General features: G+C 59.5%; 16 protein-coding genes. 1 reads left to right on the forward strand and 15 read right to left on the reverse strand.

The window, feature by feature from the left end:
- Positions 1 to 41: 41 nt before the first annotated feature.
- The 5 genes from ACOI8A_RS05855 to ACOI8A_RS05875 form a co-directional block, all read right to left on the reverse strand.
- Positions 42 to 1,040 (reverse strand): ADP-ribosylglycohydrolase family protein, encoded by a 999-nt coding sequence (locus tag ACOI8A_RS05855; RefSeq protein ID WP_420646539.1) that lies wholly within the window; start codon positions 1,038 to 1,040, stop codon positions 42 to 44.
- Entirely contained in the window at positions 1,037 to 1,750 is a 714-nt protein-coding gene (locus tag ACOI8A_RS05860) for a GntR family transcriptional regulator (protein ID WP_420646538.1), read from the reverse strand. The genes ACOI8A_RS05855 and ACOI8A_RS05860 overlap by 4 nt, the downstream gene beginning before the upstream one ends.
- Before the next feature lie 228 nt (positions 1,751 to 1,978).
- Positions 1,979 to 2,947: an L-arabinose ABC transporter permease AraH gene (gene araH, locus ACOI8A_RS05865; protein WP_420646537.1), complete on the reverse strand. Its 969-nt coding sequence runs from the start codon at positions 2,945 to 2,947 to the stop codon at positions 1,979 to 1,981.
- Positions 2,948 to 2,959: 12 nt separating this feature from the next.
- The gene (gene araG, locus ACOI8A_RS05870; protein WP_420646536.1) at positions 2,960 to 4,504 is read right to left on the reverse strand and encodes an L-arabinose ABC transporter ATP-binding protein AraG; all 1,545 of its coding nucleotides are present in this window, start codon (positions 4,502 to 4,504) and stop codon (positions 2,960 to 2,962) included.
- 47 nt (positions 4,505 to 4,551) lie between these two features.
- Complete coding sequence (locus ACOI8A_RS05875) at positions 4,552 to 5,556, reverse strand: substrate-binding domain-containing protein (protein ID WP_420646535.1); 1,005 nt, start codon at positions 5,554 to 5,556, stop codon at positions 4,552 to 4,554.
- Positions 5,557 to 5,652: 96 nt separating this feature from the next.
- Here ACOI8A_RS05875 and ACOI8A_RS05880 point away from each other — a divergent pair, with 96 nt between their 5' ends.
- Positions 5,653 to 5,940, forward strand: a complete 288-nt coding sequence (locus tag ACOI8A_RS05880; RefSeq protein WP_420646534.1) for a hypothetical protein — start codon at positions 5,653 to 5,655, stop codon at positions 5,938 to 5,940.
- Positions 5,941 to 5,976: 36 nt separating this feature from the next.
- On the opposite strand, the gene ACOI8A_RS05885 is transcribed toward ACOI8A_RS05880, so the two are convergent.
- The 10 genes from ACOI8A_RS05885 to tmk form a co-directional block, all read right to left on the reverse strand.
- Complete coding sequence (locus ACOI8A_RS05885; RefSeq protein ID WP_420646533.1) at positions 5,977 to 6,852, reverse strand: SMP-30/gluconolactonase/LRE family protein; 876 nt, start codon at positions 6,850 to 6,852, stop codon at positions 5,977 to 5,979.
- Positions 6,853 to 6,882: 30 nt separating this feature from the next.
- On the reverse strand, positions 6,883 to 7,599 hold the full coding sequence (locus ACOI8A_RS05890; protein ID WP_420646532.1) for a FadR/GntR family transcriptional regulator: 717 nt from the start codon (positions 7,597 to 7,599) through the stop codon (positions 6,883 to 6,885).
- 76 nt (positions 7,600 to 7,675) lie between these two features.
- Positions 7,676 to 8,236, reverse strand: a complete 561-nt coding sequence (locus ACOI8A_RS05895) for a DUF1285 domain-containing protein (RefSeq protein ID WP_420646531.1) — start codon at positions 8,234 to 8,236, stop codon at positions 7,676 to 7,678.
- Positions 8,237 to 8,251: 15 nt separating this feature from the next.
- Positions 8,252 to 8,857, reverse strand: a complete 606-nt coding sequence (locus tag ACOI8A_RS05900; protein WP_420646530.1) for a DUF4823 domain-containing protein — start codon at positions 8,855 to 8,857, stop codon at positions 8,252 to 8,254.
- A gap of 125 nt (positions 8,858 to 8,982) precedes the next feature.
- Positions 8,983 to 9,951: a GTP 3',8-cyclase MoaA gene (locus ACOI8A_RS05905; RefSeq protein ID WP_420646529.1), complete on the reverse strand. Its 969-nt coding sequence runs from the start codon at positions 9,949 to 9,951 to the stop codon at positions 8,983 to 8,985.
- A gap of 138 nt (positions 9,952 to 10,089) precedes the next feature.
- The gene (locus ACOI8A_RS05910) at positions 10,090 to 10,728 is read right to left on the reverse strand and encodes a TetR/AcrR family transcriptional regulator (RefSeq protein ID WP_150706531.1); all 639 of its coding nucleotides are present in this window, start codon (positions 10,726 to 10,728) and stop codon (positions 10,090 to 10,092) included.
- A 341-nt stretch (positions 10,729 to 11,069) separates the two neighbouring features.
- Positions 11,070 to 11,855 (reverse strand): TatD family hydrolase, encoded by a 786-nt coding sequence (locus tag ACOI8A_RS05915; RefSeq protein WP_420651192.1) that lies wholly within the window; start codon positions 11,853 to 11,855, stop codon positions 11,070 to 11,072.
- Between the two features lie 14 nt (positions 11,856 to 11,869).
- A complete protein-coding gene (locus ACOI8A_RS05920) occupies positions 11,870 to 12,226 on the reverse strand; it encodes a PilZ domain-containing protein (protein WP_420651193.1) in 357 nt (118 codons plus the stop codon).
- A 42-nt stretch (positions 12,227 to 12,268) separates the two neighbouring features.
- Positions 12,269 to 13,255, reverse strand: a complete 987-nt coding sequence (locus ACOI8A_RS05925; protein WP_420646526.1) for a DNA polymerase III subunit delta' — start codon at positions 13,253 to 13,255, stop codon at positions 12,269 to 12,271.
- Positions 13,248 to 13,880 (reverse strand): dTMP kinase, encoded by a 633-nt coding sequence (gene tmk / locus ACOI8A_RS05930; RefSeq protein WP_420646525.1) that lies wholly within the window; start codon positions 13,878 to 13,880, stop codon positions 13,248 to 13,250. Before tmk ends, ACOI8A_RS05925 begins: the two co-directional genes overlap by 8 nt.
- Positions 13,881 to 13,891: the final 11 nt, after the last annotated feature.

Raw genomic sequence — 13,891 nt, forward strand, 5'->3', positions numbered from 1 at the left:
TGGTTGTGGGCAAGACAGATTTACCGTGTGGCGGGCTGCGCTCAACGCAGCGTGAGGAGTCCTCTCACCAAGGGTTCCAGGTCCAGATTGTTCACGGTTTTCACCGTGTCGAGCATCTCGGCAGGCCAACTCTCAAGACCCAGGCAGGCCCCAAGCATTGCGCCGAGAATCGCCGCGATGGTGTCGGTGTCGCCCCCCAGATTGGCAGCCATGCACAGCGCCTCGAACGCGCTCATCTCACCGACTGCGACTTGCTGCGCCAAGGCAAACGAAACGACTACCGATTCCTGCGACGCCACCGAAGTGCCGATCACGTTGTAGAGCAGATCCGCCAGCAAGGCCTGATCACTATCGACGCTGATAGTGCGCGCCCAACTGATGCGCGAAGCGATGCGCCCACCGGCGACCCAATGCCCGTGGGCTTCGGCTTGCTGAGCGATCTGCTGACCAAGGTTCAGCGCCTCGCCCAGATCCATGCCATTGATACCGGCCGAGACCACTGCCGCCACCGCCGCCGCGCTGGAAATGCCCAGCGTGGTGTTATGGGTGACCTGGCAGGCCTGCACCACGGCAGCAATGAAACGCTCGGGATCAGCAACATCCGAGGCGATGCCCACTGGGGTTATGCGCATCGCCGCGCCGTTGGTAGTGCCATAGCGCCCGGCCTCTTGCGGCGAGTGGCCGGCGAGGATCATTTCGATGGCACGTTTGGTCGAGGGGCCGAGCAAATCCTGCGATCCTTTGGCCTGCATCGCGGCTTCCCATTCGATCAGCCGTTGCGCGAGGATCGCCGGTTCGATCTGCCCATTGCCCTCAACCAGCAACTGGCCAACCAGAATCGCCTGTTCGGTATCGTCGGTGATCGAGCCTTTGGGCATGTTCGCGGCGATCGGTTGCAAGGGACCTGCGTCTTGCAGATCGGTGATCTGGCCGAAGCGCTGTTTGATCGTTTCACGGCTTAGCGATTGGGTCGGCATGCCCAGCGCATCACCGAGGGCCAGGCCATAAAACGCACCGAGGGCACGGTTGAGCGCAGTCATCTCGATTCTCCGAATTGCAGGTGCATGCGGAAATGCACCGGGTCGAGCAGGCTTTCGACCTGTTCCATGAAACGGTTTTGTCGGTCGTAGGTGGTGCGCAGCGTTTTAAGGAACACCGTGCCTTGCGCGCGACCAAGCAGTTGCGCATCTTCGGAGTTCAGCGGTTCGGCGCTGATCCATTGATCGCCGCGTTCGCCAACGTAGCCGTAAGCGGCCAGGGTGATGGTCAGAGAATTGTCGATCAGGCCCACGCGCGGCAGGCTTTCCAGGCCGCCAGTCGCAGGCATCAAAGAGCGTTCGAGGGACACCAGCGTGCCGTCGTTCGAACGGCGGCGACGTTCCAGAAGTATGAATTGGTCGGAGCCGAACACCGCCAGCAGATCACTGCGAGTCACGGCTTCGAGCCGCAGCACCTCGGTGTTGATCAGCACCCCGGTATCGGCCAGCGCTTGCGCCCAACCACTTTGCTGGTCGAGCACCACGCCGTCGAAGGTGACAATCGAGCCGACACCGCTTTGCGTAGCGATGTATTTGCGCCGCTTCAGCTCGGCCAGCGCTTCGCGCAAGGTGCCACGGCTGACCTTGAATTCTTGAGCCAACTGATGTTCGCCTGGCAACAGAAAGCCGTCCTCCATGAGGCCGCTTTCGATGCGCCGGACGAGTTCGTCGACCACCCGTTGTTTCTTGTCAAATCGTACCTGTCTAATCATGTACAAAGTGATAACTGAAACGGGGTTGTTTGGGCAAGTGATATTTTTTGGGAGTGATCACCCTCACCCTAGCCCTCTCCCAGTGGGAGAGGGGACTGACCGCAGAGTTCTTTTGAGCTACATCGACCTGAAATATCGAGTCGAACTCAGGCTTTGAACAGCATGAAGATCTGCTCCCTTTCCCCCTCTCCCTTTGGGAGAGGGGGGGGGTGAGGGTAGCTTTTGACTTTAGCGTTGCTTGAGTCGGTCAATAACCACAGCCAACAACAAAATCGACCCACGAATCACATACTGATAAAACGTATCAATGTTCTTCAAATTCATCGCATTCTCGATGATCGCCAGAATCAACACCCCGGCAATCACGTGCCGGATCATGCCGATCCCGCCACTCAGCGACACCCCACCCAACACGCAAGCGGAAATCACCGTCAGCTCGAAGCCCTGACCAATCATCGGCTGCCCGGAGGTCATGCGCGACGCCAGAATCACCCCCGCCAACGCACCGATCAGGCCATGCACGGCGAAGATGATGATCTTGGTCCGATCAACATTCACACCCGCCAGCAACGCTGCTTCCTGGTTACCGCCGATGGCCATGGTGTTGCGCCCGTAGGTGGTGTAATTCAGCAGCCAGCCGAAAAACAGGAAGCACACAATGGTGATCAAAATCGGCACCGGCACGCCGAACAACTGGCCGTTACCAAACACGAAAAACGATTCCTGCGACACGCCGACCGCTTTGCCGTTAGCGAAGATGTAAGCCAGACCGCGCACGATCTGCATGGTCGCCAAAGTCGTGATCAACGCATTGACGCGCAATTTGGCGATCACAATCCCGTTGATCAGCCCGACAATCAGGCCCATCGCCAGCGCTGCGCTGACGCCGAGAAACACGCTGTCGGTGTCACGCATCACCACCGCCGCGACCACGCCGGCGCAGGCAATCACCGAGCCCACCGACAAGTCGAAATGCCCCGATGCCAGGCAATACAACATGGTGCACGCAGCGATGCCGGTGGTGGAAATCGCCAGACCCAAACCGCGCATGTTCAGCGGCGAGAGGAAGTTGTCGATCAGCAAGGTGCAGGCGACAAAGATGCCGACGGCCGCCAGCAGCATCACCCAGTCATCGAGGAAGCGGCGCATGTCCAAAGGCTTGCGTTCGGTCGGCAGGGTTTCGTTTTGGGTTGTCATCATAGTCACCTCTCAGTTCGCCACGCCGTCAGCGCGGTGGCGCGGCAAAGCCAGTTGCAGCAGGTTGGATTCGTTGGCCTGATCGCGGCTGACTTCGCCGCTCAGGGCGCCTTCGCAGAGCACCAGAATACGGTCGGAAATACCCATGACCTCCATCAGGTCGCTGGACACCACGATCACTGAAATACCGTCAGCGGCCAGGTTATGGATGATCTGGTAAATCTCGGCTTTGGCACCGATGTCGATGCCGCGCGTCGGTTCGTCGAGCAGCAGGACCTTCATCGGCATCGACAACCAGCGACCGAGAATGGCCTTCTGCTGGTTGCCGCCGGAAAGGAATTTGATCTGCTGGCCGGCGTGCGGGGTTTTGACTTTCAGCGCCTTGATCTGCTTGTCGGCGTTGGTCTTTTCCCAGAGTCCACGCAGTAGACAACCGAGGCCGGAGTTGGCGCCGCGTGCACTGATGTTGATGTTCTCGGCGACACTCGCCAGCGGAATAATCCCTTCTTTCTTGCGATCTTCGGGGCACAGCAGAATCCCGGCGGCAATCGCATCACGCGGTGAACGCAGCTTCAGTTCATGCCCGCGCAGTTCGAGGCGTCCGGCGCTGTGGCGTTCGAGGCCACTGAGCAGGCGAAACAGCTCGGTGCGCCCTGCCCCGACCAGTCCGAACAGGCCAAGAATCTCGCCTTTGTGCGCGTCAAAACTGATCGGCTTGCGCAGGCCCGGCCCAAGCAATCCGTCGACCCGCAGTGCAACGGCGCCGCGCGGACGGCTGCGATAATCGTAAATGTCCTGAATGTCGCGGCCGACCATGCAGGTCACCAGTTGATCGTGGGTCAACTGGCTCATGTCGTCGAAGGTGCGCACGTAACGCCCGTCCTTGAACACCGTCACCGCGTCGCAGATACGGAACACTTCTTCCATGCGATGCGAAACGTAGAGCACGACTTTGCCTTCGTCACGCAGGCGACCGATGATCGCCATCAGGCGGTCGATCTCGCGCGCAGAAAGGCTGCTGGTCGGCTCGTCGAAGGCGATCACATGCGCGCCACGCGACAGAGCCTTGGCGATTTCTACCAACTGGCGCTGGCCAAGCGACAGCCGTCCGACCTTGGTCTGCGGATCGATTTCATCAGCCAAACCTTTAAGACAGTCCAAGGCTTGCTGGCGCAGCAAGCCGCGATTGATCAAGCCAAAACTCGCCGGCAAGTGACCGAGAAACAGGTTCTCGGCCACGGTCATTTCAGGTACCAGATGCAGTTCCTGGTGAATCACCGCCACGCCGCTGCCGATGCTGTCAGCGGTGGACTTGAAGGCCATGGTTTGCTCGCCGATCTGCAACTCGCCGCTGCTTGGAATGTAAGCGCCGCCGAGGATTTTCAGCAGGGTCGATTTGCCGGCACCGTTCTCGCCCATCAAGGCGTGCACCTGCCCCGGATGCGCGACGAAGCTGATGCCGTCCAGCGCTTTCACGCCGGGAAAGCTTTTGCCGATCCCGTTGAAGCGCAGACTGCCGGCCGCGTTGTGTTGTTGTACTTTTACTTGCGCGTGCATTTAAGCCACCTCAATCAAACGGCCCGGTTGCCCGGGCTGTTATTGCGTCAGTTCCACAAGCCGATTTTTTCCAGCTCTTGCTTGAAGTTCTCGCGGGTGATCAGGGTGACGTCGTCCATCGCGGTGTATTTCGGTGGCTCTTTGCCGGTGGTGACCCACTCGTACATCATCTCGGCTGTCTTGTAGCCTTCGATGTGCGGGCTTGGCAGCATCGAACCGAAGAAGCCGCTGTTAGGCTTTTTCAACTCGCCGATGGCGTCGGTGCCGTTGATGCCGATTCCGATCACGTTGGCCGCAGCGAACCCGGCCGCTTCAGTGGCGCGCACGCCGCCGAGCACGGTGTTGTCGTTCATGCCGCCGATGATCAGGTTTTTGGCAGCGCTCGGCAGTTTCACTAGCGCCGAGTTGGTGGCATCCATGCTGCCCGGCACATCGAGGGTTTTCAGGGCGGCGAACAGAATGTGCTCTTTAGGCATGCCGGCTTCTTCCAGCGCTTTCACCGAGCCGTCGGTGCGCTTTTTGCCGGTGTCGAGTTCGTTGTAGGTGTTGACCACGGCATAGGTGTCTTTCCAGTCCCAGTTACGCTTCTTCGCTTCGGCAGCCATGGCGGCGCCCTGCTTCTGGCCGACTTCGTACGCAGCCATGCCGAGGTATGGCACGTCTTCCATGAACTTGCCGTTGGCGTCGACGAAACGGTCGTCGACGGCAATCACTTTCAGGTCGTTGAGCTTGGCTTTGGCCATGATTGCCGGGCCGAGGGACACGTCCGGCGGGCAGATGACAAAGCCTTTGGCGCCGTTGGCCGCAAGGCTGTCGATGGCCGACAGGGTTTTCTCGCCGTCAGGCACGGCAATCTTGATCAGTTCGAAGCCCCTGTCCTTGGCGGCTTTCTCGGCGAAAGCCCACTCGGTCTGGAACCACGGCTCTTCTGCCTGTTTGACCAGGAAACCGATCTTCACTGCATCGGCGGCCAGCAGCGAACTGCTCAGGCTGAACGCAGTGACCGCCAGCGCGGTGGTGCACAGGGTGCGAATCCCGAAACGACGTTTCATAAGCAGACTCCTTGTTATTTTTTTTGAGCGTTATTTGAAAAGCGTTAAAGCGGTTGAGCTGTTTTCTATGGATCATCAGGACAATAGTCATATCGTATGATGATTGGATTTCAGGCGGATTTTTGCGCCGGAAACCGCTTTGTTTCAGTCCAGAGAACGACAAAAACCGGGCATCTGCCGATGTCCGGTTTCAGGGATTTTGCGAAGGAACAGACAAACATGCCACGCGACAAGCGAGGCAAACGCGGCACGGCACTGGCATGGAACGCTGGCTCCGCTACGGAGTGCGTTGAAGATCTGCTGCATCACTTCACCTGTTTTGTTCTTTTTAAGTGTGAGTGCGTGTTACTGCTGGAGCCGACTATAAACCCGACCACCAAATAATCTCAATATATAATTTTCCATCCCATATTTTGGGATTCAACCTGCAAAGCGCGTACAGAGTTTTCCTGCAACATCGACCCGCATCGACAGCACTGCGCCGTCCAATGGATGGTTGTGCGGACTTTTTGCACTGGTGATGTACAGGGTTTTCAGGTCTTCGCCACCGAAAACACAACTGGTTGGACGGCTGACCGGCAAATCGATCTTGCGCTCCACTTGGCCATCCGGCGTCAGGCGTAGCAGGCAACTTCCGTCCCAACGCGCGTTCCACACAAAACCTTCGGCGTCGATCGCCGAGCCATCCGGGCCGCCGTGCTGATCGGGGCCATACCAGATCGCGGGGGTATCAAGATTGCCATCCGTGTGGATGAAGTAGCGGTATAGCGTGCTGTCGAGGCTGTCACCGAACAACAGCGTGGTGCCGTCGTCGCTCCACAGCAGCGTATTGGGGATGCCCAGATTGCGCAGCAACGGCGTGACGCGCGCGTCCGGATCAATGCGGAACAGACCACCGGAGCGGCGGATGATCGGCAGATCTTCGCCGTCATCGCCGATGTTGTTTTGCATGGTGCCCAGCCACAGTCGACCTAGCGGATCGCAGCGCGCCTCGTTGGCACGGTTGCCGGGTTGTGGGTCGGCGACGCAGAACAGTGTCAGCTGTGGTTCGAGGCCAGGCGAGTCGAGATCGAGGCGATACACGCCGCTGCTCAGCGTGACCAGCGCATCGCCGCTGGCGCAGGGAATGAACGCCGAAACGTGTTCGGGCATCTGCCAGATCTGCACGTTCTGACCGATCAAGCGTAGCGCTTGCTGGCCGGCGATATCCACCCAGTACAGCGCCTGAGTCGGCGCGTCCCAGAACGGGCCTTCACCGAGTTGCGCCCGGTGCTGGGTAACGGCAGTCCACGTCATGCAATGTCCTCTCTTGTTGTTTGTGCCGGGTCAGCTGGCTTTTTTGTCGGCCATGACCTGCGGGTAGAAGCGTTTGATCGCCAGGGCGGCGTTGTCGATCAGGGTCATGCACGCCCACACGCCACGCGCGGCATCACGGGCGGCAATGGCGTCGGCCATGTCTTTGTGGATTGGCAGGGTGCGGCGCAATTCGTCGGGGTCGGCGGCGGAGACTTCGAAGGACACCGCCAGCAGCGCACCGAGGGCCGGGACCATTTGCTCGATGAATTGGTTGTGGCTGGCGGCAAGAATGCATTCGTGGAAGAACTGGTCGGCGCGGTTGTAATCAACGCCGCTGTCCACCGCCCGCTCCAGCGCGTTATAGGCTTGCTGCACGGCTTGGACCTGTTCGGCAGTGGCGCGCTCGCAGGCCCAGCGCACCGCCATCGGTTCGATGGTGCGGCGCAGGTCGAGCAGGTCATCGACGAAATTTTCCGGCAGACCGCTGCGTGACAACCAGCCCACCACTTGCGGGTCGAACAGGTTCCAGCGCTTGATCGGCAGCACACGTGTGCCGACCTTCGGCCCGACTTCAAGCATGCCTTTGGCAACGAGGGTTTTGATTGCTTCGCGAATCACCGTGCGGCTGACGCCGAGCTGTTCGCCCAGATCCGCCTCGACCTTGATCGCCTGCCCAGGCTTCACCTGGCCCGCAGCAATCCAGGCGCCGAGCCAGTCGACGGTCGAAGCGTGAAAGCTGTTGGACATGGACACCTCAAAGCCGTATGCAATGGTTGCCCACGCTAATCATCATACGATTGAGAGTCAAATTGGATTTTTGCGTTTACGGCTCAAGACCGATAGGGAAAAACTCACCGCCGCTCCACACGCCGAGCCAGCGCTGGCCGTCGATATCGCGACTGACCGCCAGTTCCACCAACTGGTAGAACACGTTGCGGTGGATCAGCGCTTCGAGGTTGGTGCGCACATGCACGTAGGGGGCAGGCTCTTGAGTGGTCGGATCGATTTCGACACGGATCGGATGCTCCGCACCGGCCTCGGTGGTTTCATCGACGTTGGTGGTGAAGCGCAACAGCTGCGCCTCGCCCTCGCCTTCCACCTCGACGGTAACCGCCACGAATGGCGCATCGTCGACCTTGATCCCGACCTTCTCGACCGGAGTAATCAGGAAATAGTCATCGCCATCGCGGCGGATGATGGTGGAGAACAGCTTGACCATCGGCTTGCGCCCGATCGGCGTGCCGAGGTAATACCAGGTGCCGTCGCGGGCGATGCGCATGTCGATGTCGCCGCAGAAGTCCGGGTTCCACAAGTGCACCGGCGGCAAGCCTTTGGTCTTGGGAATCTGTCCCAGCAGGTCATTGGCTTTTTGCGGGCCACTCATGGCGTTCTCCTTGATTTATTGGTTGCCGATACCCAGCAGACTACGCGCGTATTGCGCCAGAGGCGGGCCGATCAGGTCTTCCGGCTTGCTGTCGTGGAACGTCAGTAAACCGCCACGACTCTTGATCCGTGCAGTATCGATCAAATACTGGGTGCTGGTCTCGATCAACATGATTTGAATCACGCCGCCATCGATACCGAGACGATCCACCGCCTCTTGATCGAGCCACTCATCGGAGTTGCCGATACGATCGTCAGCCTTGGCGAAACGCGTGTACAGCAGATAGTGCGCGCCAGCATCACGAGCTTCGCCCATCGCTTGGTCGAGACCTTCCGGCGCACGCGCGCGACGCACCATAGGGAAGTATTCGACAAAGCCTTTGAAGGCTTCTTCGGCGACCACGTTAGGCCGCGGGTAGGAACCACCCGGCGGCGCGAACGCACCTTGAGCGATGTAGATGAACGAATCCGCCTGAATGCGGAAATTGTTCACGCGGCGGCTATCGCTATGATCGAGCAGACCGGCGTCGCTCATCTGGTAGCGGGTACCTTCGGCCATATCACTGACAGTCATGCAGCCGCCAAGTGCCAAAACGGCCAGCAGCAAAACCAGACTACGCATCCTAATCCTCCAGAGGCCGGTGACGGAAAACCGGCGAATGGGCGTTGGATGCAGCTTCCGCGCCAGCTCGAACAAGTCGTGTCTTTATAGATCGCAATCGCTAGCAGGCTAGCGATTGGGCAAGTTCAGCCGCCGATGATTTTCATGACAGTCGCGCCGCCCGAGAACGCCACTTCCTGCTTGTCGCCCAACGCCTTGACCAGCAACCGCTGCAAGGCTGGCAACGCCTGATGGCGCGGCTTGTCGAGCAGATCGCCGACATAGTGACGATTGCTCGACGACAGACAGCCATGCAACCAGCCGGTCGAAGACAGACGCAGTCGTGAGCACGTTCGGCAGAACGGCACGCTCTCATTCGCGATCACGCCAAAATGGCCGACACCCGGGATCGCATAACGCACCGCCGTGGCATCCACCGGCGCATCGGCTTGCGCATACTCGTAGCGCTCGCCGATCAGGCTGAGCAATTGCTGGAGGCTGACGAACTGTTGCAGGAACGCATTGGAATCGCTGGCCAAGTGGCCCATGCGCATCAACTCGATGAAGCGCAACTCGTAACCGCGCTCAAGGCAGTACTCGAGCAACGGCATCACCTGATCGAGGTTCTGCCCGCGCAACGGCACCATGTTGACCTTGATCTTCAGCCCGGCCGCTGCAGCCTGGTCCATGCCATCCAGCACAGTCGCCAGATCACCGCCACGGGCGATGCTGCGGAACGCGCCGGCATCCAGGGTATCGAGGGAAACGTTGATCCGGCGCAGACCGGCACCCACCAGCAACGGAAGTTTTTTCGCGAGCAATTGGCCGTTGGTGGTCAGACTGATGTCTTCCAGGCCCATTTGCCCGACGGCGGTCATGAAGGTTTCGAGTTTGGGACTGACCAGCGGCTCGCCGCCGGTGATGCGCAGGCGATCAATGCCAGCGGCTTCGATCAGATAGGCCACGCCGCGCGCCATGGCCTCGGCCGACAGTTCATCCTGCGCAGCCACCAGCCGCTTGCCGTTGGGCACGCAGTAGGTACAAGCGTAATTGCAGGCTGAGGTCAGACTGATCCGCAAATTGCGAAAACGCCTGCCTTGACGGTCAACGATCATGAAGCACTCCGGCGGAAGGGAATCGAGCCGCTAAAACTTGACTCAGAATTCAAGTTTTCGCAAGCCCTATGCCTGAGTATATTCCTGCGGTACTGCGCCATGTAGCGAAAACATGGCGCAATCAGCCGGCTGAATGATTCAGTTGCTCGGGGTTTCCGGGTCGCGCTTGCGCTTGTTGCCCATGCGCACGCCGATATCCATCAGGAACTGGAAGAAACCTTCCTGATCTTCCAGCACATTGCTCCAGAACGGCGAGTGATACAGCGCCACCGCGCCGTGCACCAGCGCCCAGGACGCGCAATAGTGGAAATAGGGCGGCACGTCTTCGAGCTTGCCTTCGCTGATGCGGCCCTTGATCAGCAGGGTCAGGCGTTCAAAGTTCGAGGCACGGATCTTGTGCAGCTCCTCGACCATTTCCGGCACCTGATTACCCTTGACCACTTTTTCTTCCAGACGGTCGAACAGGCGATAACGCTGCGGGTCGCGCATGCGGAATTCGAAGTAAGCGCGGGACAGCGCTTCCTTGTCCTTGTCGACATCGGCCGAGTGCAGCAGCTCGTTCAAATCGCGCTCGTAATCGAGCATCAGCCGCAGATAGATCTCGGCCTTGGATTTGAAGTGCTTGTAGATCGTGCCTTTGCCGATACCCACGGCATCAGCAATCATCTCGACGGTGACGCTGTCTTCACCCTGGTCGAGGAACAGCTTGAGCGCGGTATCGAGAATTTCTTGCTCGCGGCGACGAAACTCACGGACCTTACGAGGTTCTTTGTGCATAAGAAAAAGGTCTGAAGGGTCAAAATTCGAAGCCGCGTATTATGCCTAACTTGCGCCAAAATGCACGGATCATCCGACCATATCTGTGTTTCTTGTTCATTTCGAGAACGTTTTGCGGTGAATGAGAACTCAACCGAAGCGAACGTATTCCAAATATGTTTAAAAACCCCCGCCGGCCAACTGGACTAGGCGCCAGAGTGATCAATACTTCAAATGTCGGGCGGCATCTCCCCCAAGTGTCGCGCCGATAAAGGTACCAAGGGACCGCGTGCCTTTGTTTTACTCCTAATGGTCTTAACCCGGATTCCCCCCCCAGAACCCGGGTTTTTTTTGCCTGCGATTCAGGCTTTTACATGGGCCAACGGAAACAGCCGCTTGAAGTTGGCAGTGGTCTGCTCGGCAAAGCGCTCGTAGGATTCGCCGCGCAGCATCGCCAGAAACTCTGCCACTTCGCGTACGTACTGCGGCAGGTTCGGTTTGCCGCGATAAGGAATCGGCGCCAGGTAAGGCGAATCGGTTTCCACCAGCAGGCGATCCGCCGGGACCTTGCTCGCCACATCGCGCAGCGCATCGGCATTGCGGAAGGTGACGATGCCGGACAGGGAAATGTAATACCCCATGTCCAGCGCAGCCTTGGCCATGTCCCAGTCTTCGGTGAAGCAATGCAGCACACCGGCCTGGGGCAACGCAGCTTCGCGCAACAGTTGCAGAGTGTCGGCGCGCGCACCACGGGTGTGGATGATCACCGGTTTGCCGGTCTGCTGCGCGGCTTGCAAGTGCAGGCGAAACGACTCCTGCTGCAACTCGGCGGCTTCCGGTTCGTAGTGATAGTCGAGACCGGTCTCGCCAATCGCCACGACTTTCGGGTGATTTAACTCATCCAACAGCCAATCCAGCGCAGGCGCGGCACCCGGCTGGACGTCCAGCGGATGCACGCCGACCGAACAATCGACATCGTCATAACGTTCGGCGAGGGCTTTGACGTCGGCAGCGTTGTCGGCACTCACGCCGATGCACAGAAAGTGCCCGACTCCGCGTGCTCGGGCCGCATCCAGCGCGGCATCCAGCGAACCGTCGTGGGCGGCAAGGTCGAGGCGATCAAGGTGGCAATGGGAATCTACGAGCATAAAAATACGGCAACTTACATGGTATGAGTGGGACGGTCGGACTTCAGCGCTCCGGCCAGATGGGTTTCGATGCGACTGCGCGCAGTGTTGTCGCCGTCGTTGAACTGCACGCCGACACCGGCCGCGCGATTGCCTTGGGCGCCTTTGGGGGTGATCCAGGCGACTTTGCCGGCCACCGGAATTTTCTCGGCCTCGTCCATCAGATTGAGCAGCATGAACACCTCATCGCCCAACTTGTAGCTCTTGTTGGTCGGGATGAACAAGCCGCCGTTCTTGATGAATGGCATGTACGCTGCGTAAAGCACCGATTTGTCCTTGATGGTCAGGGACAAAATGCCGTTGCGCGGCCCCGGGCTGACGAGTTCATTCATGTTGACCTCCACTGCTGATGTTCAGAGTCTAGGCACACACGGCTATCTTTGGGCAGGCAACCCCACCCATTGCACCAACAGCGCTTCCAGCAGCAACACCGGATTGAGGTTGGCCTTGCTCAAAACTTTCTGCCGCTGGGCGAGAATCCAGTCCTGAATTTCAAGGACTTTGCCCTGCGCGCTTTTCTGCGCCAGGTACTGCACGACCTTGCGCATGTCGGTCAGACCGAGGCCGGCCTCATCCTGGGTCAACTGATATCGCAGGATCAGGCTCGACCAGTCGCAGAACCAATCGAACAAGCGCAGCATCGGAATGTTTTTCCACTCCTCGGCCAGTTGCGTCGGCGACTGCTGCTGCTTGAGCAACTTCTTCACGCCTTCGACGACCTGCGCGCGCTGCTCGCGTACGCCCTGGCCGTGCAGTTTGACCGCTGCCAGCGGCGAACCGGCGGCCAGCGTCAGCAGTTCGACACGTTCGTCTGCCGAACATTCCGGCAGCGCCTGTGCCAGCCATTGCAGACTCATGGCCTCGCCCGGGAGCGGACAGGCCTGCTGCACACAGCGGCTCTTGATGGTCGGAAGCAAGCGGCTCGGCTGGTGACTTACCAGCAACAGCACGGTATCGCCCGATGGCTCTTCAAGACTTTTGAGCAAGGCGTTGGCGGCGTTGATATTCATCGACTCGACCGGCTCGATCAGCACCACCTTGCGCCCGCCCATTTGCGCGGTCTGCACCACGAAACTGACCAGATCGCGCACCTGATCGACCTTGATTGCCTTGTCGGCTTCTTCCGGCTCCAGAATGTAATTGTCCGGGTGGCTGCCAGCCTTGAGCAGCATGCAGGATTTGCATTCCCCACAGGCTTCCAGCGCCACCTGGCGCTGACACAGCAAGTTAGCCATCAGCCGTTCGGCCAACGCGCGCTTGCCGATACCGCCCGGCCCGTGCAGCAAATAGGCGTGCGCGTGCTGGCTACGTCCGGCGAGTTGCTGCCAGAGGCTGTCCTGCCATGGATAGGCCTCAGCCACGAGCCAGCTCCAGCAGACGCGGCAGCAAAGCGTCCAGCGCTTGCTGGACCTGCACCAGCGGTTGTCCGGCATCCAGCGTCACATAACGTGCGGGATCGGCCGCGGCACGCTGGAGAAACGCGCCCCGCACCGCTTCGAAAAACTCACGACCTTCCAGTTCAAAGCGATCCAGACGACCACGGGCACTGGCACGGGCCAGACCGATTTCCACCGGCAGATCGAAAATCAGCGTCAGATGCGGGCGCAGATCGCCCTGGACGAAAGTTTCCAGCGCGGCGATGCGTTCCAGCGACAACCCACGACCGCCACCCTGATAAGCATAGGTCGAATCAGTGAAGCGATCGCACAACACCACTGCGCCACGCGCCAGCGCCGGGCGAATCACCTCGGCCAGATGCTGAGCGCGCGCGGCGAACACCAGCAACAGCTCGGCGTCCGGGTTCATCACTTCGTCGACCGGCGCCAGCAACACTTCGCGAATGCGTTCGGCCAGCGGCGTGCCACCCGGCTCGCGGGTCAGCAGCACTTCGATCCCGGCGGCGCGCAGGCGCTCGGCGAGGTATTCGCGATTGGTGCTCTTGCCGGCGCCTTCCGGGCCTTCCAGGGTAATAAACAAGCCAGTCACAGGCAGTCCTT

Source organism: Pseudomonas sp. P4795 (genome assembly GCF_048822895.1).
Classification (GTDB): domain Bacteria; phylum Pseudomonadota; class Gammaproteobacteria; order Pseudomonadales; family Pseudomonadaceae; genus Aquipseudomonas.